This window comes from Marinobacter alexandrii (assembly GCF_005871205.1).
GTDB lineage: Bacteria > Pseudomonadota > Gammaproteobacteria > Pseudomonadales > Oleiphilaceae > Marinobacter > Marinobacter alexandrii.
Map to the genome: position 1 here is coordinate 653,108 of NZ_SWKM01000011.1, position 26,665 is coordinate 679,772.

A 26,665-nucleotide genomic window follows, 5' to 3' on the forward strand; every position below is an offset into this window, starting at 1 on the left:
ATGTCGGTCGGTAAACTGCATCGCACCGGCGTTGATCACACGCTTATAACAACAAAGTTAACGGAGATGTGTCGATGAACTTGTACGAAAACATCTGGAATCACGATGACACTGCCGAGGCCCCACCTCGCAGAAGTTTTTTAAAATCGGTGACGGTCGGTGCGGCCTTTGCCGGTGCCATGCTGATGGGCGCGGGCCAGGCCCAGGCGGCAACCACCTGGAAAATCCAGTCGGTATGGGACGCGGGCACGGTCGGCTACGACCTGTTTGAGGACTGGTGTAATGGCATGGAAGAGAAGTCCGGCGGTGAACTGATCTTCAAGTGCTTTCCTGCCAAGGCTGTCGCAGCCGACAGCAACTCACTGTTCGATTCGGTTCGCAGTGGCGTTCTTCAAGGCATGAACCCTTTCACTCTGTACTGGTCCGGAAAGATTCCCGCTTCGGTTTTCCTGTCATCCTATCCCGGCGGCCCAGATCAGCCTCACCAGTGGGACACCATGTTCTACTCACTGGGCATGCTGGAGAAGACCCGGGAAATCTATAAGAAGTTCGGGCTGTTCTACGTGGGTCCGATCCAGCACGACGCAAATATCATTCACTCCAAGACTCCGGTAAACAGCCTCGACGATCTTAAAGGCATGAAGCTCCGGGTTCCTGGCGGTATGGTCGCCGAGGTGTTTCAGGCGTTCGGTGCTTCTACCGTGAGCCTGCCGGGTTCTGACATCTTCCCGGCCCTGGAAAAGGGCACCATCGACGCGGCCGATTACGTGGGCCCGGCGGTGAACTGGGAACTGGGCTTTTCCCAGGTGACAGATTACATCGTGTTCGGACCTCCGGGCGTCATGTCGATCTACCAGCCGGTGGACCTGATGGATCTGACCGTCAACCTGCGTGCCTGGAATGCTCTCGATCCGAAACTCCAGGAATTGGTTGAGGATGAAGTGCGCATCTACTCGCAGAAGCACTATCTGACCATTCAGAAGCGCAACGTTGAGGCCATGAAGAAGTTCAAGGATGCGGGTGACACCGTGAGCCGCCTGAGCCAGGAAGATTTGAATGAATGGCGCCGGAAAGCCATCCCGATTTGGTATAAGTGGGCGAATAAAGACGATAACGCCCGTGCCATCTTCGATATGCAGGTCGAGTATATGATGAACGATACCGTCGGCTATCTAAACGAGTCTGATCTTGAAGGCGTGCCGGGCCGGTAACACCTTCCTGGATTAACAAATAAGAAACAAGGGGAAGGTCAGGGACGACTCCGAACGAGGAGTTCCGCCTTCCCTGTTTTGTGGCTGAGGAAGTAACAACATGTCTGATCTTGAAGGTTTCGGATTCGTAATGCCGCACTGGTTCTACTGGGGCTGGCTTGCGGTCATGCCGCTGATCATGATGGCCTGGGACAAGTGGAGTAGTGGTCACGGAGGCGAGAGCGCCGAGCCGGAATTGACACCGGGGGAATTGCAGGCGGAAGAGGATGATCCACTTATCTACCTCCAGTTCGAAGGGAACTGGTTCACCAAGGTAGTGGACTGGATGTGCGATAAATCCGGTCTGTTCGTGTCGTTCTGGACAATCAATGCCGTTGTGTTTTATTTCTTTGGGGTGATCATGCGCTACGTCTTCAACATGCCCACCATCTGGGTCCATGAAGCCAGCTTCCTGCTGCTAGGTATGCAGTATATGCTGGCGGGCGCATTTGCCATGCTTCATGGCGCCCATGTGCGTGTGGATGTGATGTACAACATGCTGCCCGCGCGTGGAAGAATTGGCCTGGACATCTTTACGTCCATGTTCTTCTACATTTTTGCCCTGATTCTTCTGGTTACCTCCTGGACCTTCTTCCAGGATTCTTACGCCATGAACGAAACCACGGTTGAGACCTGGGGTATCCAGCATTGGCCGGCCAAAGGCATGATGGTGCTGGGTTCATTACTTCTTTTGCTCGCAGGCACATCCAAACTGATCAAGGATATTGTCCTGTTTGTCCGTCTTGGCCGGGAGCGCACCGCATGACTACAAATACAACAACTGCGCCGGGTAGTAACCTTGTCGGGAAGCTGAGTACCTGGCTGATGATTATCGCCACAGTGGCATTGGCGTTTGTCATCTGTGTCGAAATGATCAACATTCTTTTCTACGATCCGTGGAGCGATGAGCAATTCCTGTTCAAGCTTTCCGGTAGCCTTTCCGACGTCAAGGTCGGGCCTTTGACCTATCTGATGTTCGGTTCCCTTGCCGTGGCTCTAATGATGGGTCTGCCGCTGGCTTTCGTGACCGGTGGTCTCGGGGTGATGTTCATCTACCTGGTGGGCGACGCAATGATGCTGAACCTCGTGCCGGGACGCATTTTCCCAATGATGACCAACTCCGACCTGGCGGCGATACCGCTCTTTATCTTCATGGCCTCCATGCTCGAACGAGCTGGTCTGATTGAGGAAATGTTCAGTGTGGTCTACAAGTGGATGGGTGGCCTGAGCGGCGGCCTAGCGACAGCAACCATCCTGGCCTCTACCCTGCTTGCAGCCATGGTGGGTGTCATTGGTGCTGCCGTTGTCACCATGGGCATCATCGCTCTCCCGGCGATGCTCAAGCGCGGTTACGACCAGAAGATCGCGCTGGGCTCGATCATGGCTGGTGGTACTCTGGGTATACTGATTCCTCCCTCAATCCTGGCGATTCTCTATGCGGTTGTTGCGCAGCAATCTGTCGGTGAGTTGTATCTCGGCTCTGTGATCCCAGGCCTGATGCTGTCTTCCCTGTACATTGCCTATGTGCTGATCCGTAGCTGGATTAATCCAAAGCTGGGACCGCCGGTACCGGAGGAAGAGCGGATTAGCCTGAAGGAAAAACTCCTTCTCACGAAAAACCTGATTGCTCCATTGATTTTGGTGTTTCTGGTGCTCGGCCTGCTGTTCGGCGGCATCGCTACGCCCGTGGAAGCAGCCGGTATCGGCTCCTTTGGCGCCATCGTAGTGGCCATGATGCACGGTAAGTTCTCCATTGCCGGATTGCGGGAAGCCTCCGTAACCACCACCAAGGCATCCGCCATGGTGTTGTGGATCATGTTCGGCGCCTCGGTCTTTGTTGGCTTCTATATCCTTCAGGGCGGGCAGCAATTTGTGACGGATGCCATCCTGGGTACTGGCATGTCGCCTTACGGCATTTTGTTCTTGCTGATGTTCCTGCTGGTGGTTCTGGGTATGTTTCTGGACTGGGTGGGTATTCTGCTGCTGGCAGTTCCTATCTTTATTCCCATTGTAAAAGCTCTGGAATTCCCGGGCCTGCTGGGTTTCCCGCCGGTGGCAGGTGATGACGTTGTGCTCTGGTTTGGTGTGCTCTATCTGGTCAATATGCAGATGTCGTTCCTCAGTCCACCATTCGGTTACGCATTGTTCTACCTCCGCGGCGTATGCCCGCCAGAAATATCCATGGCCACGATTTTCAAGTCGTCGCTGGTCTTCCTGGCCATTCAGGCTTTCGGACTATTTATGTGCATCCTGATTCCGGGCATTGTGACCTGGTTGCCGGGACTGGTTTACGGCTAATTCAATCAAGGAGTAATTCGTTATGTTGACAATTAACAGACTGGACTTGGCGGATGCGCGCATCCTGATCGAGGGCGCGGCGGAAAAAGCGCGGGAGATCGGGGTGCCCATGTGCATTGCGATTGTGGATGAGTCCGGAAATCTGGTGGCCTTTGAACGCATGGACGGTGGCAAGATCACCAGTGTCACCATTGCCCAAGATAAGGCTTTCACCGCGGCTGCCGCCAAGAAGGCGACCCACGACTACAACAAGGCCAACGTGCCTGGCAGTCTCGCCTTCGGTATCCACACCGAGGTGGGTGGACGCCTGAGCTCTGTGGGCGGTGGTCTCCCGGTGATTGTAAACGGTGAGGTGGTTGGCGGTATCGGCCTGAGTTCCGGTACGCCCCAGCAGGACATGGATTGTGCCCAGGCTGGTCTCGACCACTTTGAAACCAAACGCAGTTAATTGCTGTCACACCTGAAACGGTGGGCCTGAGGGCCTGCCGGTATCCTCCGCTCGCGGGCGGGCCGATGTGGCAAGAATCCAGAGAATGTTATGACTACCAAGCCGAAAGTCAGCAAAGCCGAACTGGCGGAGCAGTTCCGGTCGTTTATTGACCCGGACTACGTCATCACCGACAGCGAAACCATGAAGCCCTACGAGTGCGACGGTTTGTCGATGTACTGCGAGATGCCCTTGCTCGTAGTGCTTCCGGAAACCGTAGAGCAGGTGCAGCGGGTGATGCGCATCTGCAACGAACACAAGGTGCCTGTGGTCGCCCGCGGTGCAGGCACCGGGCTCAGCGCCGGTGCCATGCCCCATAAAGAGGGCGTGGTGTTGTCGCTGGCCAAGTTCAATCGCATCCTCGAGATCGATCCTCTGGCGCGCACCGCCCGGTTGCAACCCGGCGTTCGCAACCTCGCAATCAGCGAGGAAGCGGCTCAGTACGGCCTCTACTATGGCCCGGATCCGTCATCCCAGATCGCCTGCACCATTGGCGGCAACGTGGCCGAGAACTCCGGCGGTGTGCACTGCCTGAAGTACGGCTTGACCGTGCATAACCTGCACAGCGTGGAGATGGTGACGGCCGAGGGTGATGTGGTCACCGTTGGCAGCGATGCCCTGGATGTTTGCGGCATGGATCTGCTGGCGTTGATGACCGGCTCGGAAGGCCTGCTTGGCGTAGTTACCGAAGTGAAGGTGAAGCTGCTGCCCAAGCCTGAAGTGGCTCGAGTGGTCATGGCTGGCTTCGACAGTGTCCAGAACGGCGGTGACGCCGTTGGTGGCGTGATCTCCCATGGCATTATCCCGGGCGGGCTGGAAATGATGGACAGCCATGCCATTGTTGCGGCGGACGATTTCGCCAAGGCCGGTTACCCGCGTGAAGCCAAGGCGCTGTTGCTGTGCGAAGTAGACGGTACGGTTGAGGAAGTGGACGAGCACATCGCCCAGGCCGAGGAAGTATTCCGCAAGTTCGGTGCTACCTCGGTACGTACCTCCGAGAGCGAGGAAGAGCGGGCGCTGCTGTGGAAAGGTCGGAAGTCGGCGTTCCCGGCGGTGGGCCGGATCTCGCCGGATTACTACTGCATGGACGGCACTATTCCGCGCCGCGAGTTGGCCAATGTGCTACTGCGGATGGAAGAAATGTCGGAAGAGTTTGGCCTGCGAGTGGCCAACGTGTTCCACGCCGGCGACGGTAACCTGCACCCGCTGATCCTGTTTGATTCCAATGTCCCGGGTGAGTTTGAGCGCACCGAGGCCTTTGGCAGCAGCATTCTCCGGCTCTGTGTTGAGGTCGGTGGCTGCATCACTGGCGAGCACGGGGTGGGGGTCGAGAAAATCCGGCAGATGGCTGTGCAGTTCAATGACGACGAATTGCAGCAGTTCCACGATGTCAAAGCCGCCTTCGATCCGGCCGGGATTTTGAACCCGGGCAAGGGCGTGCCGGCTCTGAAATTCTGCCAGGAATACCGGTCCCTCGAGCACAAACAACACAAGCACGAACCTACGGAAGCCGCCCATGGCTGATATTTCCAAACAACTGACAGAACAGGTCATCGCTGCCCGCGATGGCGGGCACAAACTCAACATCGTTGGTGGCGGCACCAAGGCCTTTATGGGCCGGGCTGCCGACCCGGACGCCGGCACCCTGAGCGTGGGCGAGCACAGCGGTATCGTTGAATATCACCCGGTTGAGCTGGTACTGACCGTGCGCGCCGGCACACCGCTGAGCGAAGTCGAGGCAGCACTGGCCGAACATGGTCAGGCGCTGCACTTCGAGCCGCCGCGGCTGGGCCCGAACGCCACAATGGGTGGCACGCTGGCGACCAACCTGTCCGGCCCGGCTCGGCCGTGGACAGGCTCGGTGCGTGACCAGGTGCTGGGTGTTCGTTTGCTTAACGGCAAAGGTGAACACCTGCGCTTTGGTGGCCAGGTGATGAAAAACGTCGCGGGCTACGATGTCTCGCGGCTGCAGGCCGGCGCCATGGGAACCCTGGGCGTGATGACTGAGATCAGCCTCAAGGTGATGCCGAAGCCGGCCGCGTCCATGACCCTGGTGCAGGATATGGCCATGGATGAAGTCATCCACTATATGAACAGCCGTTCGGCCGAACCCAAGCCGATCACCGGCGCTTGTTGGGTGGACGGTAAGGTGTACCTGCGCCTGTCCGGTGCCAAGTCAGCCGTGGAAGCCACGGCCCAGAAATGGTCCGGCGAGGTACTGGAGCAGGGCGATGAGTTCTGGCAACAGGTTCAGGATTTGAAGCACGAATTCTTTGCAGGGAACGATGTTCCACTCTGGCGCTTTTCAGTCGGCTCAACCGCGGCCACACCGCAGCTTGATGGCCACTGGTTCATCGACTGGGCCGGCGCCCAGCGCTGGTATCGCGGTGCCGGCGAACTCAGTGACATGGAGCCTCTGGCCCGTGCCGCTGGCGGACAGGTCAGCCTGTTCCGGGGCGGCGACCGCCACGGCGAAGTCATGCACCACCAACCTGAGGCTCTGAAGGCGATTCAGCGTCGGGTAAAGAATTCGTTCGATCCGGATAATATTTTCAATCCCGGACGTTTATACAGCTGGTTGTAAGAGCAGGAATACGATGCAAACAAATCTGGTTCAACAATTTGCCAATACAGCGGAAGGGCAGGAGGCCGAATCCATTCTCAGGGCCTGTGTCCACTGCGGCTTCTGCACCGCAACCTGCCCGACGTATCAGGAACTGAACGATGAGCGTGATGGGCCCCGGGGCCGCATCTATCTGATGAAGATGTTCCTGGAAGGTCAGGAAGCCACGGAAAAGACCCGTGAACACCTGGACCGCTGCCTGACCTGTCGCAGCTGTGAAACCACCTGTCCATCGGGGGTTCAGTATGGCCGCCTGGTGGACATCAGTCGGGGCCTTATCGAGAAAGAGCTGCCAAGGGCTCCCAAGGACAAGTGGCTGCGCTGGGCGCTGGCCCGGGTGATCCCGAATCGCCAGCTTTTTGGCCTGCTGTTGCGGATGGGCCAGATATTCCGTCCGGTACTGCCGGCACCGCTGCGCACCAAGGTGCCGCCGAGAAAGCAGGCCAGCCCCTGGCCCGCGGCCAGTCACAACCGCATCGTTCTGGCCCTGGCCGGCTGCGTGCAGCCGTCGGCTACTCCGAACACCAATGCGGCCGCGGCCCGGGTAATGGATAAGCTGGGTATCACCATGGTCGAGGCGCCTGAGGCGGGTTGCTGTGGCGCGGTGAACTACCACCTGTCCGAGCACGAAAAAGGGCTGGAGCGGATGCGCCAGAACATCGATGCCTGGTGGCCAGCCATCGAGGCCGGAGCCGAAGCCATCATCATGACCGCTTCTGGCTGCGGCGCCATGGTTCAGGATTACGGCCACCTGCTCAAGGACGACCCGGTCTACGCTGCCAAGGCCCAGAAGGTCAGCGAGCTGTGCACTGATATCGGCGCCTTCCTGCTGAAGCAGGATCTGGACAAGCTGAAGCTGAGCCAGAGCCCGGGCAAGGTGGCGTTCCATTGTCCGTGTACCCTGCAGCACGCCATGCAGCAGAGCGGCGTAGTCGAGCAGGTGCTGACCAAGGCCGGCGTGAATCTGGCGGCCACCAAGGACAAGCATCTGTGCTGCGGCTCTGCCGGTACCTACTCGGTAACGCAGCCGGAGATGAGTCAGAAGCTGCTGGGCAACAAGCTCAAGGCACTGACGGTAGATAACCCTGACCGCATCGTCACTGCCAACATTGGCTGTCAGATGCACCTGGAAACCAAGGCGCAGGTGCCGGTTCAGCACTGGATCGAGCTGTTGGATCAGTAACTGGTTGGGGAGCTGATTCGGTAACGGATTCGATACTGGATTTGGTAAACCGGGGCCAGGTTCCGTTCATTTCCTGATAGGTTCGTTATACTGCCGCAGCAGCTAACGAACCCACAGGGAGTGGATCTTTATGCCATGGATATTGGCGATTTTTGTTGTCATTGGATGCTTCAGTTCACCGCTTTACGCCGGAGTCTACACCTGGATTGACTCGAACGGCGTCGCCCACTTTTCGGATTACCCACCGGGCGAATTGCCCCACCGAGAGATAGTCGTCTCTGAGCCATCGACGGTACCCATGTCTGAGAATCTTGATCAGGGCAGGCGCGTGTCTGGAATTCGCGATGACGTTCGCGGCCTGTTGTCGGCACCGGATCGCGGAGCGGGGGAGGGGGCAGATAGGGCTAGAGTCGAACGCGAAAAGACTTGTGGCGCCTACCGGAAAAAGCTTGAAAGGATTCAGTCAAAACTTCGGGCCGGCTACGGCAATGACAAGGGCAATACCCTCCGGCGCCAGCGTCGTGAAACCAGCCAGAAGCTCAGTCGTGAATGCCTGTTGCAGTAGTTTGAGGTGTTATATTGCCTGAAAGCCGAATGCAATCAGGAGTCCACAATGACAACTTTGCCCCAACTGACCGACGCGCTGCTGACCCTTGATGAACGGGTCGCCGTTCTGACCCTCAACCGTAATGACCTCCGTAACGCGCTGACTGGTTCGGCCCTGATCGATGACATCGTGGCCACAGCCGAATGGGTGAATCAGTGTGACGAGGTGTCGGTACTGGTGATCACCGGTGCCGGCTCGGCCTTCAGTGCCGGTGGCAACATCCGCGACATGGCCGAACGTGGTGGCGATTTTGCCGGCGACGTAGCCGAGTGTGCTGACCGTTACCGCAAGGGCATCCAGCGAATTCCGCTGGCGCTGCAGGCAGTCGAAGTGCCGGTAATTGCGGCAGTGAACGGCGCGGCCATTGGCGCCGGTTTCGACCTTGCCAACATGGCCGATATCCGGATTGCCTCCGAACGGGCCAAGTTCGGCGAGACCTTTCTGAACCTCGGCATCATTCCCGGCGACGGCGGTGCCTGGCTGATGCAGCGCCTGATTGGTTATCAGCGCGCGTTTGAACTGACCATGACTGGCCGGGTGATTGATGCTGATGAGGCCAAGGAGCTTGGTATTGTCCTGACAGTGGTGCCGGACGACCAGTTGATGCCGGAGGCGATGAAGCTGGCAACCCGGATGGCCAGCCAGCCGCCGAAGGCAACGCGCCTGACCAAGCGCCTGATGAAGATGGCTCAGCGCATGGAATTAAAGGACTTCCTGGATTTGTGCGCGGTGTTCCAGGGCATGAGCCACAATGAGCCGGAGCACCTGGAGGCGGTCAATCGAATGCTTGCTTCGATGGGGCGGGGCTGAAGGCGCCGTCCATGGCGCATCAGTGATGCAGGGGGCTCAGGACTCTGGGAAACTGGTCCATCCGTCCAGCCAACTGCTGGCGGACACCGGGCTCACTGCACCGACGAAATTGGCTGATTCGTCGAAGAACTCGCTCTGGGGTGGTCGAGTTGCGTTCATCTGCCGCAACTGAATCCTCGGCATGAACTTGGGGTTCACCAGATTCCGGGCATTCGGGAACAGGGCTGTATCCACTCGGAAGCTATTGCTGTTGGCCTGCGCCTGCATCCAGCTCTGTTCATCAAAACCGAAGTCGTCATCCCCATCCCCTGAGCGACCTTCCTGATCAACCTGCCCCAAGTGCCCCAGGTTGGCCATCAGGCTGTGTTGGAATGTCAGCAGGTTGCGGTTGGTGAGTGACAGGGCGCCGTCTCGGGTGTCCAGGGCCTCGATGCCATAGCTGTCGATCAGCATGTTGTGAAAATGGCCACCGGACCCTTCCCGCACAATGATGCCCCGGTGTTTTTTCTGGGAGTTGCCGGTGCCGACCAGGGTTACGTTGTAAAAGGTGGGTTCCGATCGAGGCATCGCTTCATGATCGCCGCCGTTGTTGTCGCCTTCGAAGGCGTTGTCGCCGACATCAGGGTGTTGCTGGATGACGGCAAACTGGACGTTGCCGGTCCAGCCCCAGTCCCAGTCGATGCTGTCGTCGGCGGCACCGGACACCACGATGTTTTTCAGATCCACATTGCCACCGAACATCTCGATGCCGTCGTCCAGGGAACGATGTACCTGCACATTGCGGACGATAGTATTCTTGCCACAGCCACCGAGCGTCAGGCCGTTCAGCTCGTTGTCCTTGTAAACCTCAAAGCCGGCAAATTCGATGCGGGTGTACTCCAGAACGCCACAGGAGTGGCTGGCGTCGGTGCCGCCAAAGGAGCCGCGGGTTTCGCCGGCAGGCAGGCCTTCAATGGCGGCACCGGCTTCGTTCACCGGCGCCAGGCCCAGCAGGACCACACCGCCCCAGTCACCTCGGGCGCGCTTGCCCTCGGGCCGGGCGCTGGTGAAGACCACCGGGTTATTGGCCTTGCCTCGTGAAAACAGTTTGGCGGAAGGCGTGACCACCAGGGCCGAGCCGTTCTCGCCTTCAACGGTTACGCCGGGCTCGATGGTCAGGCTCGCATTTTCGACGTAAATGGTTTCCTCAAGAATATAGCGGGAGCCGGTCTTCCAGGTGGCGTCGGTAGTGATATCGGTATCGATACGCACGGCCCGGTTTTCAAACGCGGTAAAGCCCACGGTGATGGAGCTGATAGCCAGTGCCGGAATCCAGATCAGGCTGTTGCGGCGCAACCAGCCTGATTTCTTGCGCGCTTTCGTAGGCGATTCCTCAATACGGCTGGTCTGCTCCCGAACCATTAGCGGCTGACCGTTGTCGTTGGCCTGAATTTCTCGGGCCAGGGCCTGAAGTTCCGGTGTGCCCGAATGCTCCACGCGCCGTAAAACGTCGGCTCTGTAACCGGGTTCCTGCAGCAGGGTATTCAGGTGGACGAATTCGACGCCGGGACAGGCGCCTTTATCAATGCGGCGTTTGAGCCGCCAGAGTTTTTCGACGAGGAGGGAGGAATCTCCAGACATGGGGTACAGCTCTCCTTTTGATTGAGAGCAACAGGCTAAACCTGCGACATGACCATTTCGTGAACGGAGCTGACTGGGCTCTGGTGATTCATAAAAACGCAACGTTGCGCTGATTCAATGTGTCTCTATCGAGACGGACCCTCTCCCGCAGCTCCATGGAACTGCGCTGCTCAGGATGAGCCCCTTGTAGCCACTTTGCCAACAGCTTGTTTTCGGGGGCAACTTTGTCAGTACTGATGAAATCGATTCAGGGCATGAGTGCCCGGGTGCTATGGTCTGGGAATTGTCTGGAACTTCTCGAGCTTGGTGTGCAGGAAACCTGTGGTTATTTCCGGCCGGTGCGTTATGAAGTCCATGTTCCGGGGGAGGCTGCGCTGTACAAATCTGAGAGCCGGTATTCGGCTCAGCATTACATCAGAATGCTGTTAGGCTAAAGAGCCTGTTCACCATAAGGGGGCTACGGATTCGTCCCGTGTCCCTGGGAGCCACACAAGCATGAGGATCATCGCGTTTTACAGTCCTAAAGGCGGTGTCGGAAAAACCGCTGCGGCTGTGAACATCGCCTATCTCGCAAGCCAGAGCCAATGCAAAACCCTGCTTTGGGATCTCGACCCACAAGGGGCTGCCAGCTTCTATCTGGCTGGCGCTGAGATCGTGAAGGGCAAGAAGCTGTCGAAGCTTCTGGATGGAAAATCACCCGTTGCCAAATTTATCCACGACGACGTTTACCCCAATCTGGATTTCATTCCTGCTCACAGTAGCTTTCGCAATTTCGACATTAAGCTGGATCAGGATGCCGGAAACAATGTGCTCCGGCAGATGCTGGCGCCGTTGTCAGAGGAAACCAGTCTGGTGGTCCTGGATTGTCCACCGACTCTGTCGCGCCTGACCGAACAGGTATTGGCATTGGCTGACGCAGTCTATGTCCCCCTGGTGCCGACCTGGTTGTCTCTGAACAGCTGGACTCAGTTGCGGGACTTCGCCAAGGGTAAAAAATTTGGAGCGAAGAAGCTGAAGCCGTTCTTCTCCATGGCGGATCGACGCAAACGTTTGCACCGAGAATTGATCGCAAGTCCCGAGGACTATCTTGAGCAGCCACTGGACATCATTATCCCCTACGCCAGTGCCGTTGAGCGAATGGGGGAAGAGGGACAGCCATTGGAAGTATTGGCGCCCAACTCGGTGGCAGCGGCCGGTTTCCGGAAGATGTGGGCGGGGATCCAGCGCGATCTTTGGAAGCGTTGACGGAGATCAACGGCAGTTGAATTTGTCGATGAATTGGCCATGTTTTGCCTGGCGAATCTGACAAGTTGTAATACACTTGCCGGGTGATCAAAATTTGCTCACGCCGATCATCAATCGGCGCATCATGGTTTTTGTGTCAGCTAATACTCGCAAGTGCGCGCTAGCCAAGCAGTGCGTGCACCATGAAACTGGAGTGCTTCTCAATGAATCCCGATCTTCTCGCACTGGCGCTTTCGAACAACCCGTCTTTCACCCTTCAGCAAGACAACAGTGAATACGATACGGAACACGAAACCAGTAAGGCATCCTTTGAGATGGTTTCTGATGACGGAGAGGTCATCGGCTATATCAAGACCTGGCAGGACGACGACAGCTTTGCCGGCTTCGTGCAGTTTGATCCGGATGGCCGCATCCGGGACTGGAAGATTATCAAGGCGACGCTGCCTCACTGAGATTTGGAATCTGACAGTAATGAAACAGCCCGCGCCAAGCGGGCTTTTTTGTGGAATTCGTGGGCCCGGCTCCGAGCACCACACCATGCATACTCACCTCTGCAATTAAACCACCAGTGCTCTCCTGAGTTACCCCGAGAGGGGTATCGTTTGGCGTTGGTCCTGCTGCCAGAATAGCCCTTTTGATTATTGAGGATTCCGCTATTTATGAGCCATTCCATAACGGTCCGATTGTTCGCCCAGATTCGCGAAGTGGCCGGCTTTGACTCAATGAGCTACGACATACCCCCTGAGGGCGTTGTGCTGTCAGATTTGCTTGCCTGTCTTCAACAGCTTCCCCAGCTTGCCGTGTCATTACGGGGTGTGCGCCTTATGACGGCCGTTAATCAAACAATGGTGCAGGGAGGTCATTCTGTTATGCCGGGCGACGAACTGGCATTGTTCCCGCCGGTGACCGGCGGCTAAGGGAGCGTTCATGTCTCTGAAGTCTATTCAGCCGTTGAAAGATCGATTTGGTCGGTCCATCAATTATGTACGTTTGTCGGTCACCGATCGTTGTGATTTTCGCTGCGTTTACTGCATGTCAGAGGACATGACGTTTCTGCCACGCCAACAGGTGCTTACCCTGGAAGAAATCGCGCGGCTGGCCAGAACGTTTCAAAGTCTGGGAACCCAGAAGATTCGTCTGACCGGAGGCGAGCCCCTGGTTCGCAGCGACATTCTCGATCTGGTCAACGACATCGGGCGTTTGGGGTTGCGGGACTTTGCCATGACCACGAATGGAAGTCAGCTGCCGAAATTGGCTGAGCCGTTACGTAAGGCCGGGCTGCATCGCCTGAACATCAGCCTGGACACGCTGGACAGTACACGCTTCGCCCAGATCACCCGAACAGGGCGCCTGGCCCAGATATTGGACGGCATTGACGCGGCCCGCGAGGCCGGGTTCCGCGGCATTAAGTTGAACGCCGTGATTATGAAAGGACGCAACGACGACGAGATTCTCGACCTGGTTGAATTTGCCCGTCGCAAGCAAGTGGACATCAGCTTTATTGAAGAAATGCCGCTGGGCAATATTACTGAGCACGACCGTTCAGAAAGTCTGTGCAGTAGCGATGAGGTTCGTACGCGTATCACCGCACACCACGACCTGCACCCTACAACTGATGACAGCGGTGGCCCCGCCCGATACTACCGAATGTCCGATAGCCCGATTCGCGTTGGTTTCATATCCCCTCACTCCCACAACTTCTGCGCAACCTGTAACCGAGTTCGGGTAACCGTTGAGGGCCGGCTATTGCTGTGCCTGGGTAATGAGCATTCTGTCGATCTGAGGCGAGTATTGCGAGGCTATCCGGAAGGCGACGGAAAGCTCAGAGAAACCATCATCAAGGCCATGGATCTGAAGCCGGAGCGACATCATTTTTCGACCGGTGGGGGTGTTCAGATTCTGCGTTTCATGAACATGACCGGCGGTTAAGCCGGTCTTGCAGATGTCACTGTTCAGCCGAGGCTGACAGCATTTCCATTGGAATCCAGAGGAAGATAATGACCGATGTGACCAAGGCGGATGGACTCCACCATCATGGTCAGCGGTTGCTGTGCCTCGTCGGAGGAGGGTGCCACACCGCCGCGGCCAGACATTGCGGCGATGAATACAACGTCCCATGGCTGGCCTGTGGACTTTGATTCTTCGGCAAGGGCTGCGAAGTCCGGAGCCTCATCCGGCGTCTTGTCGACGCAGATAACCGGCGTCAAAGCACCACCCTCTCCGCGTTCAAAGGCTGCTTTTTCCTCGGCAGTGGCATCGTCGGACAGCTCAGCCCGGCAAAACACGAATAATAGGCGCTGAGCCTCATGCTGGCTGCGGGTAGCTTGAATCAGGTCACTGTAACAGCTGATCATTCTTAAAATCCTTGTCGTTATCGAGCCGCGGCGATCTAAGCCTGGCGGGCAATTAGTTAGGCGGACAGGCTGAGCCTGCGAACTTTTTCACAGACTTCCTCTACGGCGTCCGCACCGTAACTCTGCCCATAGTGTTTCTTGAAACCGAACTCATAGAGTCTTACGTGCTCATCGGGTTCGACTCCGATGTTCTTGAGGCAGGCCTGGGCGCAATGCAGCGGACAGCCATCAATAACGGTGATCGGGCGACCGGAGCTGGCGGTTTTGACCAGGGCGGGAACTTTGCCGCCGACACCTGAAATGCAGGACATTTCGAAGTCGCCAGCATGATCCAGCCTTATGGCCACGTTGTTAGCCAGCTGCGCCACATCAGAGCAGCCGGAGCATGAATAGATCAGCGGTCGTTGCTTTCTTGCGGTCACGTGCCCTCCTTTTGCAAAAGACGGAAGCTTGAATATGGTCGGCTACTGGCTCATTTGAATCAGCCGCTGGGGATCTGATATGACCAGTCGACTTCGTTTAACCCTTACCAGACCGCTGGATTTCAGATCGGCCAGAATCCGGGAGAAGGTTTCTGGTTGCATTGCCAGTCTGGAGGCAACAAGACACTTGGGTAAGGGCAGTTCAATTTCGGTGCCCTTTTCTGTGCCATTGGGCAGCAAGTCGATCAGGTAGCGGACAAGCCGGTCACGGGCGTTCTGAACAGTCATGATCTCCAGATCGTGGAACCGAGAAACAGCCCGTTTGGCGTAATGACGAAGGGCGGCCTGCGCATATACCGGATTGCTCTCAAGCATGTCCTGGAACGCCTTGATCGGAATCATCAGTATTTGGCTGGATGTCAGGGCTTCGGCGTAACAGGCGTATCGGGGCGGATTGGCGTAGACCATCAGTTCGGCAAAGCAGTCGCCGGCACCAATGCTGTCGAGTGTGCGCTCAAGGCCGGAGCAATCAAGCCGGTAAAGTCGCAGCTTGCCAGACACCATGAAATAGAAATGCCGGGCATCGGAGTCCTGGCGATAGACGAGCTCATGGCGATTCAGGTGGACCAGGCGAGCACGGGCCGCCAGGCTGTCAAAGTCATCATTCGTGAGTTGATCGAAAAGCGCGTGCTCGCGAAGTGCGTCGAGAGCTACCCGAGCATCATCAATGACCAGGGGCGACGCTTGCAGGGCGTTGTCAGCGGTAAAAGTGATCGCGGTCGACAAAGTCATAGTGCGTTCCCTCAGTGACGGGTGTCTGTGGTGGAATTATCAGGTAGCCGTCTGATGCGCTGGCCACTGACAATACGCCGGAGCTTTGAGAGCCAGCCAGGACGGCGCGCAGCCTCCCTGTGGTGTCGTCCAATCGAACGCGCACGTATTCCTCGCGATGTGTTGTCTTACTGCGGCTGAAGCCGGCGGGCAGGGACAGGGTACGGCCCGGCAATGGCCGTGTGCCCATCAGTACCCGAATGAAATCAATGGCTAGTATTTCGAAGGTCACCAACGTAGCCATGGGGTTACCGGGCAATCCCAGGAATGGAGTTTCGCCAATCTGACCGAAAGCAAACGGTTTACCGGGTTTCATTGCAACGCCCCAAAACTCAAGCTGGCCAAGTTGTTCGACGGCAGGCCGGATGTGGTCTTCGTCGCCGACAGAGACGCCGCCGGTGGTGATGACCAGATCGTGGTCGCGAGCGGCGTTCTTCAGCGCATCCCGGGTGGCGCTGGCGTTATCAGCGATGGTGTGTACGTCGGTGACGTCGCACCCAAGGCATTGCAGGGCGGCCCGCAGCGTGTAGCTGTTGCTGTTGTAGATCTGGCCCGGCTCTAATCGCTGGCCGGGCATAACAAGTTCATCGCCGGTGGTCACAATTGCTACCCGCAATGGTTTGAATACGGGGATGTCGGCAATGCCCTGGCTGGCCAGTAAACCGATTTCCGCGGCTTCCAGGCGTGTGCCTGCCGCCAATAAGGCCCTGCCGGCCTGCATATCTTCGCCGGCGCGACGAATGTTCTGACCTTTGACGGGCGAGGCCTGAATCTCAATGCGCGCAGGGTCGAGCACATTAACCTGTTCCTGGGGCACTACGGTGTCGACGCCCTCTGGAATGGGCGCGCCGGTAAAAATACGGATGGCGGTTCCGGGCTGTAGTGGCGTGGGCGATTGGCCGGCTGGTACCCGTTGGCTCACAGTGATTTGTTGGTCACGGGCGAGCTCTGCCAGACACAGGCCATAGCCGTCCATGGCGCTGTTGTCGTGAGGTGGTACAGTGATAATCGCACGCAGTGTCTCAGCGAGGATGCGCCCTCGGGCGTTTTCCAGTGTGACTTGTTCCGTTGCAACCCGACACTGCGCCATAGCGGTAAGGGTGGCCTTGGCGGCAGCAACCGGTACCAAGGCTTTGGTCTGAACGCCTTGGTGCTGTTGTTGCTCTTGAACTCGATCGCACAGACATTCGGTCATCAGGCAACTCCAGACAACGACCGTGACGCACAGGGTGTGCGTGGCTTTTGGCTCAGTTGATCCACGAAATTGCAGGGGCGGTGACGAACGTCGAGTTGGGGGGCAATAATTTCATCCCAGGCCAGCGCACAGGCTCTGGGTGCACCGGGCATAGCGCAGATCAGGGTGCGATTAGCCAGCCCGGCTACCGCCCGGGACTGAATGGTCGAAGTGCCAATGCTGGCCAGCGATAGATGGCGAAAGAGCTCGCCGTAGCCTTCAACGGTTTTATCGAACAATGGTGTCAGGGCTTCGGGCGTGCTGTCACGGCTGGAAAAACCGGTGCCGCCGGTCACCAGGATGACGGGTACCTGGTCACTGGCGATCCACTGCGACACCACCGCTCGAATTGCGTAGATATCGTCTTTCACCAGCGCCCGCTCGCGTAGCTGGTGCCCGGCATCAACCAGTCGTTGTTGCAAGGTGTCCCCCGACTGGTCATTGTCCAGGGTGCGGGTATCCGACACGGTCAACACTGCAATGTCCAAAGGCTGAAAGTGCGCGTTCGCAGAGGCGTGTGACATGTTTGAATCCTTCCGTAAAACAGATTGTTACTGATACAGATTTTACGGGCTGGGGGAGCGCTGATCGCTCCCCCAGAGGGGGTAGAACGGTGGTTGTAAAGGGGTAGTTCGGGCCGGTCGCTATTGCATCAATGGGGACTCGGGCAAGTCCAGATCGACGCCTTCGACGCCGTAGTTGATGGCCAGTACCTGCAGATACTGACGAACAGCCCTCCGAGTGACACTTTCACTCAGTAGCTGCCGGATTTGGGGTTTTACATGCTCGTAGGGCAATTGCTCACCCTCGATACGCTGGTCAACCCGCACGATGTGGTAGCCGTAGCGGCTTTCAATCAGCTCCGGATGGAAGCCCTCTTTTAAGCTCAGAACCGGACGCTCGAACTCCTCAACCGTCTGGCCTCGGGAGATCTGGCCGAGGCTGCCATTCTGATGTCGTGATTCGCAGGCGGAATAGTCTCTGGCCAGATCATTGAAAGCCGTGCGTCCGGTCAGCAGGAAGCCAATCAGCTGTTTGCCAACATCCTCCTGACGCATACGCTCGTCCAGGTCGTCGGGCGCTGCGGCCAAAAGAATGTGGCTCACCGCCATCAGCGTGGGGCTGCTGAAACGCTCCCGGTTGCCGTCGAAGAAACGTTTGCAATCGTCTTCGGTGGGGGCTGGCACATCGAGCTCCAGTTCCAGAACCTTTGCAATCCGTTCCTCCTCGCCCATGGATCTGGGCAGTTGCAGATGGTCCGCCTGCTGCATGAGCAGTTCCCGCAGCACCAGACTCTTGGCGGCTTCGTGCCAGGCCTCCGCTACTTCCTCGGCCGGGTGGTGCTGAAGTTCGCGGGCAATGTCCTCTTCTGAAATCAGGGTGTTGCCGACGTAAACCGGGGGAAACTGATTTCTCGGTTTCTCTGCGTCACCGGTCGGGATCAGTTGCATGGTGTTACCTCCGTATCAATCAGGCTGCTGGTCGGGCTGAGTGCAATACAGCCCGATCTCAGAGGTCAGGCGCGCTTGCGCACCACCTGGTATTTGCGTCCGAAGTACTCCACCGGCACGCTCAGCATGTGCACCAGGCGGGTAAACGGGAAGAGTGCAAAGATCGTCAGGCCCAGGAAGATATGAGTCTTGTAGATCCAGTGTACGTCGGCGATATAGTCGGCAACTCCGCCTTGCAGTGTGAAGATACCCTGTGCCCAGGCGGAGAATTTCAACATGGTGCTGCCATCCAGGTGGCCCAGGGTTGGCAGTATGGTGGCCATGCCCAGCCCCAGTTGAGCCACCAGAATCAGGATCACCAGATTGTCCGCAACGGTGCTGCTGGCTTTTACTCGTGGGTCGGTCAGGCGTCTCCAGGCCAGCATGATGCCACCAATCAGTGCCATCGCACCGGCAATACCACCCACCACAATCGCCATCACCTGTTTCTGGCCTGGAGTGATTAGCCATTCATAGGCCCAGTGCGGGGTCAGCAGACCCACCAGGTGACCAAAGAAGATCACCAGCACGCCGACGTGGAATAGCACGCTGGCCATCACCATGTTTTTCTTGCGAAGCATCTGGCTGGAGTGAGCCTTCCAGGTGAATTGGCCATGGTCATAGCGGGCCCATGTGCCAAGTACCAGGATGGCCAGTGCGATGTAGGGATAAACCCCGAATAAAAGCGTATTGAGATAAGCCATTGTCATGTCCTCCAACGCCCTCAGGCGTTCCCTGACGGACGTGGGGTCGCGTCCGTCATCAGTTGATCGCTCAGGTGAATGGTCTGGGTCTGTTCCAGCTCACGGCGGCGCTGGCCGACAACACCACCGGTATTGCAGGAACTGCCCTGGTCATCCACGAATTTCACCATTTCCTCTTCCCAGACCTTGTCGAGTGCGTCGGGCGTGTCGTCGCGCTCCTCAGAGGCAACCAGTTTTGCCAGTGCCTGACGGTCTGACTGGCGTCCCGAAAGCACCAGCAGCGAATCCATGACCACGTGGTAGAGGCTGTCGCGCTGATACAGTCGTTCGGCCAGCAGTCCGAGGATGTGGTGAATGTCTTCCAGCCAGTTTCGGATCTCGTCCCAGGGCCGGGTTGAGAGGTATTCCAGGAACAGCGGCAGATAATCCGGAAGCTCGCGGGCGTCGATCTCCAATCCGTTCCGGCGGTATTCTTCCATCAGATCCACCATGGCCTGACCGCGGTCCCGTGATTCGCCGTGCACATGCTCGAACAGCAGCAGGGAAGTGGCTCGACCCTTATCGAAGGTGCCCACATAACTTTCCTGTAAATCCAGGAGGTCGCCTTCACAGAGCAGGTCCAGACAGCGCAGGACCTGCTCCTTTTTCTGTCGTGGCAGCCGGCTGTCTTCGAGGACGGCGGCATTCAGAGCGTCTTTGGAGGCCTGAAGTTCTTCGGTTGGGTATTCCAGAACCCGAGCCATTACTTTCAGAAGTTGCATGCTGACCTCCTCATTCCTGCAGTTGCTTCGGGTCCACCTGCTTCACGGTGGCCAGTTTGCTCACCATGCTGGTGGTTTGTTTCTTGCCGCCGAAGAGGCTGAAGTCGCTGTCGCCGCCGTTGCAGCCATCGCCAAAGCTGAAGCCGCATCCGCCGCGCTCGCCATAGGCAGTGGCATCCGGGAAGGATTCCTTCGCCAGTTCACGGTGGCTGGTGGGAATCACGAAACGGTCCTCGTAATTCGCGATGGCCAGGTAGCGGTACATTTCGTCCGCCTGGGCTTTGGACAGACCGGCTTCTTCCAGTGCTCGCAGGTCCTCCTTGCCTTCCACGGTTTCTGCGCGCTTGTAGAGGCGCATGGCCATGATCCGCTTGAGGGCTCGAACAATCGGCTTTTCGTCTCCGGCGGTTAGCAGGTTGGCCAGGTATTTCACCGGAATCCGCAGGCTTTCGATCTTCGGCAGTACGCCGTCGAACTCAACCTTACCGGCTTCCGCTGCGGACTGGATCGGGCTCAGCGGCGGCACGTACCAGACCATCGGCAGAGTGCGGTATTCCGGATGCAGCGGCAGGGCCAGTTTCCAGTCGACCGCCATCTTGTAGACCGGGCTCTGCTGGGCGGCTTCAATCACGTTCGTCGGGATGCCGTCTTTCTTCGCCTGCTCAATGATTTTCGGGTCGAACGGGTCGAGAAAAATTTCCAGCTGCTTTTCGTAGAGCTCATTCTCACCCGGAGCGCTGGCCACTTCCTCAATGCGGTCTGCGTCGTAAAGCAGCACGCCCAGGTAGCGGATGCGGCCAACGCAGGTTTCGGAGCAGACGGTGGGCAGTCCGGCTTCGATCCTCGGGTAGCAGAAGATGCACTTCTCGGATTTGCCGGTTTTCCAGTTGAAGTAGATTTTCTTGTACGGGCAGCCTGATACGCACATGCGCCAGCCGCGGCACTTGTCCTGATCTATCAGCACGATGCCGTCTTCTTCCCGCTTGTAGATGGCGCCGCTTGGGCAGCTGGCCACACACGCGGGATTTAGACAGTGCTCGCACAGGCGTGGCAGGTACATCATGAAGGTGTTTTCGAACTGGCCGTAGATGTCGGCCTGAACCTGGTCGAAGTTCTTGTCCTTGCGGCGCTTGGCAAACTCGGTGCCCAGAATTTCTTCCCAGTTCGGACCCCATTCGATCTTTTGCATCCGCTGGCCGGAAATCAGCGAACGCGGCCGGGCGACTGGTTGATGTTTGCTGTCGCCGGCGGTGTGCAAATGCTGGTAATCGAAGTCGAACGGCTCGTAGTAATCGTCGATTTCGGGCAGGTCCGGATTGGCAAAAATGTTTGCCAATACCCGGAAACGACCTCCGATTTTCGGACGTATTTTGCCGGAGCTGTCGCGCATCCAGCCGCCCTTCCATTTGTCCTGGTTTTCCCACTCTTTCGGATAGCCGATACCCGGCTTGGTTTCGACGTTGTTAAACCAGGCGTACTCCATGCCTTCACGGCTGGTCCATACGTTTTTGCAGGTGACGGAACAGGTATGGCAACCGATGCACTTGTCCAGGTTCAGTACCATGCCGACTTGGGAACGGATTTTCATTTTACAGCCTCCTGAACAGTGTCATTGCCTTCGCCGTCGAGCCAGTCAACGTTGTGCATCTTGCGCACCACGACAAACTCGTCTCGGTTTGAACCCACGGTTCCGTAGTAATTGAATCCGTAAGAGTACTGGGCGTAGCCACCGATCATGTGGGTCGGTTTCGGGCACACCCGGGTGACAGAGTTGTGAATGCCGCCACGGGTGCCGGTAATCTCGGAACCCGGAATGTTCACGATTCGCTCTTGGGCGTGGTACATCATCACCATGCCGGGCATCACTCGCTGGCTGACCACCGCCCGGGCCGCGATGGCGCCATTGGCGTTGAACAGTTCGATCCAGTCGTTGTCTTCAATACTCAGCTCTTTTGCATCGTCCTCACTCAACCAGACAATGGGCCCGCCACGGGACAGGGTCAGCATCAGCAGGTTGTCGCTGTATGTGCTGTGGATACCCCATTTCTGGTGTGGCGTTATCCAGTTCAGCGCCTTCTCTGGGTTACCGTTGCTGCGCTGGTTCAGCATGCTGCCAACAGCCTTGGTATTGATCGGCGGGCGGTAGACCAACAGGCTTTCACCGAAGGCGCGCATCCACTGATGATCCTGATAGAACTGCTGGCGACCGGTCAGCGTGCGCCAGGGGATTAGCTCGTGGACGTTGGTATAACCGGCGTTGTAGGACACATGCTCATCTTCCAGGCCAGACCAGGTCGGGCTGGAAATGATCTTGCGCGGCTGTGCCACGACGTCGCGGAAGCGGATTTTTTCCTCTTCTTTGTTCTTTGCCAGATGGGTGTGGTCCAGTCCGGTCATCTCGGACAGCGCCGCCCAGGCTTTGACTGCTACCTGGCCGTTGGTTTCTGGAGCCAGAGTCAGAATCACCTCAGCGGCATCGATGGCGCTTTCAATCTTCGGACGGCCGGCATTGGCACCTTCGATATGGGTGTAGTTCAGCTCCTTGAGGAAATTCACTTCCTTTTCGCTGTTCCAACTGATGCCCTTGCCGCCATTACCCAGCTTGTCGAGCAAAGGGCCCAGTGATGTAAAGCGGGCGTAGGTGTTGGGGTAGTCGCGCTCAACGGTGATGAAGTTGGGGGCGGTCTTACCCGGAATCAGGTCGCACTCACCTTTTTTCCAGTCCTTGACGTCGAACGGCTGGCCCAGCTCGGCGGGAGCGTCGTGCAGCAGTGGCAGAGTGACTACGTCCTTTTCGACACCCAGATGCCCTTCGGCAGCTTTCGAGAAGGACTTGGCGATGCCTTTGTAGATCTCCCAGTCACTGCGCGCTTCCCAGGCCGGATCGGTGGCCGCGGTCAACGGGTGAATGAAAGGATGCATGTCCGAGGTGTTAAGGTCGTTTTTCTCGTACCAAGTCGCCGTCGGCAGAACAATGTCGGAATACAGGCAGGTGGTGGACATGCGGAAGTCCAGAGTCACCAACAGGTCCAGCTTGCCTTCCGGCGCCTCGTCATGCCATTTCACCTCCTCGGGTTTGGCACCGCCTTCGTGTCCCAGGTCTTTGCCCTGCAAACCGCTCTTGGTACCTAGCAGATACTTCAGCATGTACTCGTGGCCCTTGCCGGAGGAACCGAGCAGGTTCGAGCGCCAGATAAACAGGTTGCGCGGGCGGTTCTGGGGCGCTTCCGGGTCTTCACTGGCAAAGGCCAGGGAACCGTCTTTCATGGATTGCGCAACGTAGTCCGCCACGTCCATGCCGGCTTTCTCGGCTTCGGCGGCAATACCCAGGGGGTTGCGGTTCAGCTGCGGGGCGGATGGTAGCCAGCCCATGCGCTCGGCACGCACGTTGTAATCAATCAGGCTGCCACCGAACTTGGATTTGTCAGCCAGCGGCGACAGGATTTCGTCCACGCCCAGCTTCTCGTAACGCCACTGGCCGGAGTGGGCGTAGAAGAACGAAGTGGAGTTCATGTGCCGTGGCGGACGCTGCCAGTCCAGACCAAAGGCCAACGGCTGCCAGCCGGTTTGCGGGCGCAGTTTTTCCTGGCCAACGTAGTGGGCCCAACCACCTCCGCTCTGGCCGATACAACCGCACAGGATGAGCATGTTGATCAGGCCACGGTAGTTCATGTCCATGTGGTACCAGTGGTTCATGCCGGCACCAACGATGACCATGGAACGACCCTTGGTCTTGTCGGCATTGTCGGCGAACTCACGGGCGATACGGATGACTTTCTCGGCCGGGACGCCGGTGATCTTTTCCTGCCAGGCTGGGGTGTACGGCTTCACTTCGTCGTAGGAGGTAGCACCATCATCGTCGCCCAGACCACGACTGATGCCGTAGTTGGCGATCATCAGATCATAGACGGTGACCACGCGGCCTTCGCTGCCGTCAGCTAGCTGGACTTTGCGGCTGCCAAGCTTATGGGTCAGGGTGTCGGAGATTTCCACGCTCTTGAAATGATCATGCTCGATACCGCCGAAGTAAGGGAAGGCCACATCCACGATGTCGTCGTGCTTTTCAACCATGGACAGCTGCAGATTCACCTCGGCGCTCTTTGCGGTCTGCTTCAGGTTCCACTTACCCTTCTCACCCCAGCGGTAACCGATGGAGCCATTCGGTGCGGTCAGTTCGCCTGAGGCTTCATCAATGGCAATGGTTTTCCATTCGGGGTTGTTTTCTTCACCCAGGCCGTCAACCAGATCGCTGGCACGCAGGAAGCGCCCCGGCACGAAACGGCCGTCGTCCTTCTGTTCCAACATGACCAGATACGGCATGTCGGTGTACCGACGCACATAGTCGGTGAAGTATTCGCTGGGCTTGTCGACGTGGAACTCTTTCAGGATCACGTGGCCCATGGCCATGCCCAGTGCCGCATCGGTGCCCTGCTTCGGGTTCATCCATTCATCGGACAGCTTGGAGACTTCGGCGTAGTCCGGCGTGATGGCGACGGTCTTGGTACCCTTGTAGCGCACCTCGGTGAAGAAGTGGGCGTCCGGTGTCCGGGTCTGTGGCACGTTGGAGCCCCAGGCGATGATGTAACCGGAGTTGTACCAGTCGGCAGATTCGGGCACGTCGGTCTGCTCACCCCAGGTTTGTGGTGAGGCCGGTGGCAAGTCGCAGTACCAATCGTAGAAACTCATGCAGACGCCGCCGATCAGCGACAGGTAGCGGCTGCCAGCCGCATAGGAAACCATCGACATGGCCGGAATGGGTGAAAAACCGATGATCCGGTCTGGGCCATGCTGTTTGGCGGTGTAAACGTTGGAAGCGCCAATCAGCTCGTTCACTTCGTCCCAGCTTGAACGCACGAAACCACCCATGCCGCGGCGTGGCTTGTATTCCGCGGTTTTTTTGGGATCCTCCACGATGGACGCCCAGGCCTCGACCGGGTCATTGAACTGAAGACGGGCCGCGCGCCAGAGTTTCATCAGGTGCTTGCGCATCAGCGGGTATTTCAGGCGGTTGGCGCTGTACATATACCAGGAATAACTGGCGCCACGGGGGCAGCCACGAGGCTCATGATTGGGCAGATCCGGGCGGGTGCGCGGGTAGTCGGTCTGTTGGGTTTCCCAGGTAACCAGGCCATTCTTGACGTAGATCTTCCAGCTGCAGGAGCCAGTGCAGTTAACGCCGTGGGTGGAACGTACGACCTTGTCGTGCTGCCAGCGCTGGCGGTAGCTGTTTTCCCAGTCGCGGTTAACGTCGTGGGTTTCGCCGTGGCCGTTCGCAAAGGGTTCGCGCTTCTTCCGGAAATAATTCAGTTTGTCGATCAGGTGACTCATGGTCTCTCTCCATCTGCCCGTTTACCGGCTCGCTGTTCTGACGCGGCTCCGATTTGAGACCATTGTGTGTGAGAAAAACCTCGAAATCTGCGTGGTTACTACCACATAACCCGGCTCTACCTCACTGGTGGTAGGTGGGGCTTACGCCTTGGTGGAGAAGTGTTGTGCGCTCGTGTTGGCGCCGCGCTTTGACGAATAGCCACAAACAGGCTGCAAGCAGCACGAAGAGGATCATGAATGCGGCGCTGGGGATCTGTAGTCCGTCGTTCACAGCACTAAAAAGCACGGGTAGCAGAAAGGCGATCGTGCAGGCACTGACCAGCAATAAACCGGCAAAAAACGCAGCCGCTTGAGGGTTGTCCAGAATAACCAGGCGTTGCAGGCTTCCCATGGCGCATCCGAGGGTAAGGCCCAGGGTTACTACGAAAAAAACGACCAGGAGCAAGGGCAGGGCAAATTCCAGTTGGAGCGTGGCATCTATGCCACGGATAAAGAGGGTCATGGGTGGGTAAGACAGAACAAACAGTGGCAGTAAACCAATGGCCAATGCCCGGCTCGTTACCCGGGTACTGCCGAAGCGATCGGATAGGACGCCGCCGAGAATTTGTGCCAGCGCGCCGGGAATAACAAACCATTGGGCCAGCTGAGCACCTCCTTGAACCGTCAGGTGGAACTGGGAGATCAAGTAATCTGGCAGCCAGAGTGCAAGGGCGAAGAAACTGCCTGCAACCACGCCAAAGAATGCGCAAAGTTGCCAGCGATGGTTCAGCCACGCTTGGCGAATGAGGGTGCCCGCACGGGTCGATTTTTTCGATTCCGGTTCAGTATCTTGTGCGGATGTCAGCATAAGCATCAGGAAAAGAACCAGAAGCAGCACCACGAGGTAAGCCAGAGCCACGCCTTTCCAGGCATAAGCTTCATGAATAAGGGGGATCAGGTAGTAGTTGAGCCCGGTTCCGGTAACACCGCTTCCGAGAACGCCCAGTACGAGGCCGAGCCTTTCGGGTCGGCAATGGCTGGTTACAAATTGAAGCCCGGCGCAGTAGAATCCTCCGGCAAGGCCGAACCCTCCGGCGGCAAGAAGGTATTCTGGGTAACTCGTCGCCACCGACAGGACGCTCATGAACACCGCTAAACCGGCCAGACAGGCAAGCATGACGGTTCGAGCGCCAATACGTTGTGCCGCCAGGCCGGCCGGAATCGCAAGCAGCGCACTCACGGCCATGGGCATCGCCAGCAAGAGACCGAATTCCAGGCTGCTCAGCGATAACTCTGCGCGCACGTGCGCGCCGGCAACGGCAAACAACGTCCAGCAGCCGGATGCAATGACAAAACCGACCAATACCAGCGGGAGAACAATTACCAGAGAGGTTAGCTGGTCTTCTCCTTGTGCTGAGTCACTCACCATGGTGATTCTT

The 26,665-nt window shown here is 57.6% G+C and carries 25 protein-coding genes; 13 read left to right on the forward strand and 12 right to left on the reverse strand.

The genetic code is table 11. From position 1 onward, the window contains the following. Window positions 1-185 precede the first annotated feature (185 nt). The 9 genes from dctP to FCS96_RS03335 all read left to right on the forward strand — a co-directional run bounded on the left by dctP (window position 186) and on the right by FCS96_RS03335 (window position 9,258). Entirely contained in the window at window positions 186-1,211 is a 1,026-nt protein-coding gene (dctP, locus tag FCS96_RS03295) for a TRAP transporter substrate-binding protein DctP (protein WP_228264036.1), read from the forward strand. Between the two features lie 100 nt (window positions 1,212-1,311). Next, window positions 1,312-2,016: a TRAP transporter small permease subunit gene (locus tag FCS96_RS03300; RefSeq protein ID WP_138438798.1), complete on the forward strand. Its 705-nt coding sequence runs from the start codon at window positions 1,312-1,314 to the stop codon at window positions 2,014-2,016. After that, the gene (locus tag FCS96_RS03305) at window positions 2,013-3,548 is read left to right on the forward strand and encodes a TRAP transporter large permease (RefSeq protein WP_138438799.1); all 1,536 of its coding nucleotides are present in this window, start codon (window positions 2,013-2,015) and stop codon (window positions 3,546-3,548) included. Before FCS96_RS03300 ends, FCS96_RS03305 begins: the two co-directional genes overlap by 4 nt. Window positions 3,549-3,570: 22 nt before the next feature. After that, window positions 3,571-3,996 (forward strand): GlcG/HbpS family heme-binding protein, encoded by a 426-nt coding sequence (locus FCS96_RS03310; protein WP_138438800.1) that lies wholly within the window; start codon window positions 3,571-3,573, stop codon window positions 3,994-3,996. 90 nt (window positions 3,997-4,086) lie between these two features. Further along, entirely contained in the window at window positions 4,087-5,559 is a 1,473-nt protein-coding gene (locus FCS96_RS03315) for an FAD-linked oxidase C-terminal domain-containing protein (RefSeq protein WP_138438801.1), read from the forward strand. Further along, window positions 5,552-6,619: a glycolate oxidase subunit GlcE gene (glcE, locus tag FCS96_RS03320; RefSeq protein ID WP_138438802.1), complete on the forward strand. Its 1,068-nt coding sequence runs from the start codon at window positions 5,552-5,554 to the stop codon at window positions 6,617-6,619. Before FCS96_RS03315 ends, glcE begins: the two co-directional genes overlap by 8 nt. Window positions 6,620-6,632: 13 nt before the next feature. Continuing rightward, on the forward strand, window positions 6,633-7,841 hold the full coding sequence (gene glcF, locus FCS96_RS03325) for a glycolate oxidase subunit GlcF (RefSeq protein ID WP_138438803.1): 1,209 nt from the start codon (window positions 6,633-6,635) through the stop codon (window positions 7,839-7,841). A 130-nt stretch (window positions 7,842-7,971) separates the two neighbouring features. Next, window positions 7,972-8,406, forward strand: a complete 435-nt coding sequence (locus FCS96_RS03330) for a DUF4124 domain-containing protein (protein WP_138438804.1) — start codon at window positions 7,972-7,974, stop codon at window positions 8,404-8,406. Between the two features lie 48 nt (window positions 8,407-8,454). Beyond that, window positions 8,455-9,258, forward strand: coding sequence for an enoyl-CoA hydratase-related protein (locus tag FCS96_RS03335; RefSeq protein WP_138438805.1), 804 nt, complete (start codon window positions 8,455-8,457; stop codon window positions 9,256-9,258). A gap of 36 nt (window positions 9,259-9,294) precedes the next feature. On the opposite strand, the gene FCS96_RS03340 is transcribed toward FCS96_RS03335, so the two are convergent. After that, a complete protein-coding gene (locus tag FCS96_RS03340) occupies window positions 9,295-10,878 on the reverse strand; it encodes a hypothetical protein (RefSeq protein WP_138438806.1) in 1,584 nt (527 codons plus the stop codon). Between the two features lie 495 nt (window positions 10,879-11,373). Between FCS96_RS03340 and FCS96_RS03350 the strand changes: the two genes are divergently transcribed. From FCS96_RS03350 to moaA, 4 genes are all read left to right on the forward strand, one after another. After that, window positions 11,374-12,123 (forward strand): ParA family protein, encoded by a 750-nt coding sequence (locus tag FCS96_RS03350; protein WP_138438807.1) that lies wholly within the window; start codon window positions 11,374-11,376, stop codon window positions 12,121-12,123. Between the two features lie 203 nt (window positions 12,124-12,326). After that, entirely contained in the window at window positions 12,327-12,575 is a 249-nt protein-coding gene (locus tag FCS96_RS03355; RefSeq protein WP_138438808.1) for a hypothetical protein, read from the forward strand. 207 nt (window positions 12,576-12,782) lie between these two features. Next, on the forward strand, window positions 12,783-13,040 hold the full coding sequence (locus FCS96_RS03360; protein ID WP_138438809.1) for a MoaD/ThiS family protein: 258 nt from the start codon (window positions 12,783-12,785) through the stop codon (window positions 13,038-13,040). Between the two features lie 10 nt (window positions 13,041-13,050). Continuing rightward, entirely contained in the window at window positions 13,051-14,052 is a 1,002-nt protein-coding gene (moaA, locus tag FCS96_RS03365; protein WP_138438810.1) for a GTP 3',8-cyclase MoaA, read from the forward strand. Between the two features lie 23 nt (window positions 14,053-14,075). Here moaA and FCS96_RS03370 read toward each other — a convergent pair whose 3' ends face one another. The 11 genes from FCS96_RS03370 to FCS96_RS03420 all read right to left on the reverse strand — a co-directional run bounded on the left by FCS96_RS03370 (window position 14,076) and on the right by FCS96_RS03420 (window position 26,655). Beyond that, a complete protein-coding gene (locus tag FCS96_RS03370; RefSeq protein ID WP_138438811.1) occupies window positions 14,076-14,477 on the reverse strand; it encodes a ribonucleotide reductase subunit alpha in 402 nt (133 codons plus the stop codon). Window positions 14,478-14,533: 56 nt separating this feature from the next. Then, window positions 14,534-14,899 carry a putative zinc-binding protein gene (locus FCS96_RS03375; RefSeq protein ID WP_138438812.1) on the reverse strand — a complete coding sequence of 122 codons (366 nt, stop codon included), beginning with the start codon at window positions 14,897-14,899 and terminating at the stop codon, window positions 14,534-14,536. A gap of 42 nt (window positions 14,900-14,941) precedes the next feature. After that, window positions 14,942-15,691: a Crp/Fnr family transcriptional regulator gene (locus tag FCS96_RS03380; protein WP_138438813.1), complete on the reverse strand. Its 750-nt coding sequence runs from the start codon at window positions 15,689-15,691 to the stop codon at window positions 14,942-14,944. Further along, window positions 15,657-16,925, reverse strand: a complete 1,269-nt coding sequence (locus tag FCS96_RS03385) for a molybdopterin molybdotransferase MoeA (RefSeq protein WP_138438814.1) — start codon at window positions 16,923-16,925, stop codon at window positions 15,657-15,659. Before FCS96_RS03385 ends, FCS96_RS03380 begins: the two co-directional genes overlap by 35 nt. Beyond that, window positions 16,925-17,488: a molybdenum cofactor biosynthesis protein B gene (gene moaB / locus FCS96_RS03390; RefSeq protein WP_138438815.1), complete on the reverse strand. Its 564-nt coding sequence runs from the start codon at window positions 17,486-17,488 to the stop codon at window positions 16,925-16,927. Before moaB ends, FCS96_RS03385 begins: the two co-directional genes overlap by 1 nt. 120 nt (window positions 17,489-17,608) lie before the next feature. Next, window positions 17,609-18,415 (reverse strand): peptidylprolyl isomerase, encoded by an 807-nt coding sequence (locus FCS96_RS03395; protein ID WP_138438816.1) that lies wholly within the window; start codon window positions 18,413-18,415, stop codon window positions 17,609-17,611. Between the two features lie 65 nt (window positions 18,416-18,480). Continuing rightward, window positions 18,481-19,158: a respiratory nitrate reductase subunit gamma gene (narI, locus tag FCS96_RS03400; RefSeq protein WP_138438817.1), complete on the reverse strand. Its 678-nt coding sequence runs from the start codon at window positions 19,156-19,158 to the stop codon at window positions 18,481-18,483. 20 nt (window positions 19,159-19,178) lie between these two features. Continuing rightward, window positions 19,179-19,919 (reverse strand): nitrate reductase molybdenum cofactor assembly chaperone, encoded by a 741-nt coding sequence (gene narJ / locus FCS96_RS03405; RefSeq protein WP_138438818.1) that lies wholly within the window; start codon window positions 19,917-19,919, stop codon window positions 19,179-19,181. 10 nt (window positions 19,920-19,929) lie between these two features. Continuing rightward, on the reverse strand, window positions 19,930-21,507 hold the full coding sequence (gene narH / locus FCS96_RS03410) for a nitrate reductase subunit beta (protein WP_138438819.1): 1,578 nt from the start codon (window positions 21,505-21,507) through the stop codon (window positions 19,930-19,932). After that, complete coding sequence (locus FCS96_RS03415) at window positions 21,504-25,247, reverse strand: nitrate reductase subunit alpha (RefSeq protein WP_138438820.1); 3,744 nt, start codon at window positions 25,245-25,247, stop codon at window positions 21,504-21,506. Before FCS96_RS03415 ends, narH begins: the two co-directional genes overlap by 4 nt. Before the next feature lie 121 nt (window positions 25,248-25,368). Then, the gene (locus FCS96_RS03420; protein WP_138438821.1) at window positions 25,369-26,655 is read right to left on the reverse strand and encodes an MFS transporter; all 1,287 of its coding nucleotides are present in this window, start codon (window positions 26,653-26,655) and stop codon (window positions 25,369-25,371) included. Window positions 26,656-26,665: the final 10 nt, after the last annotated feature.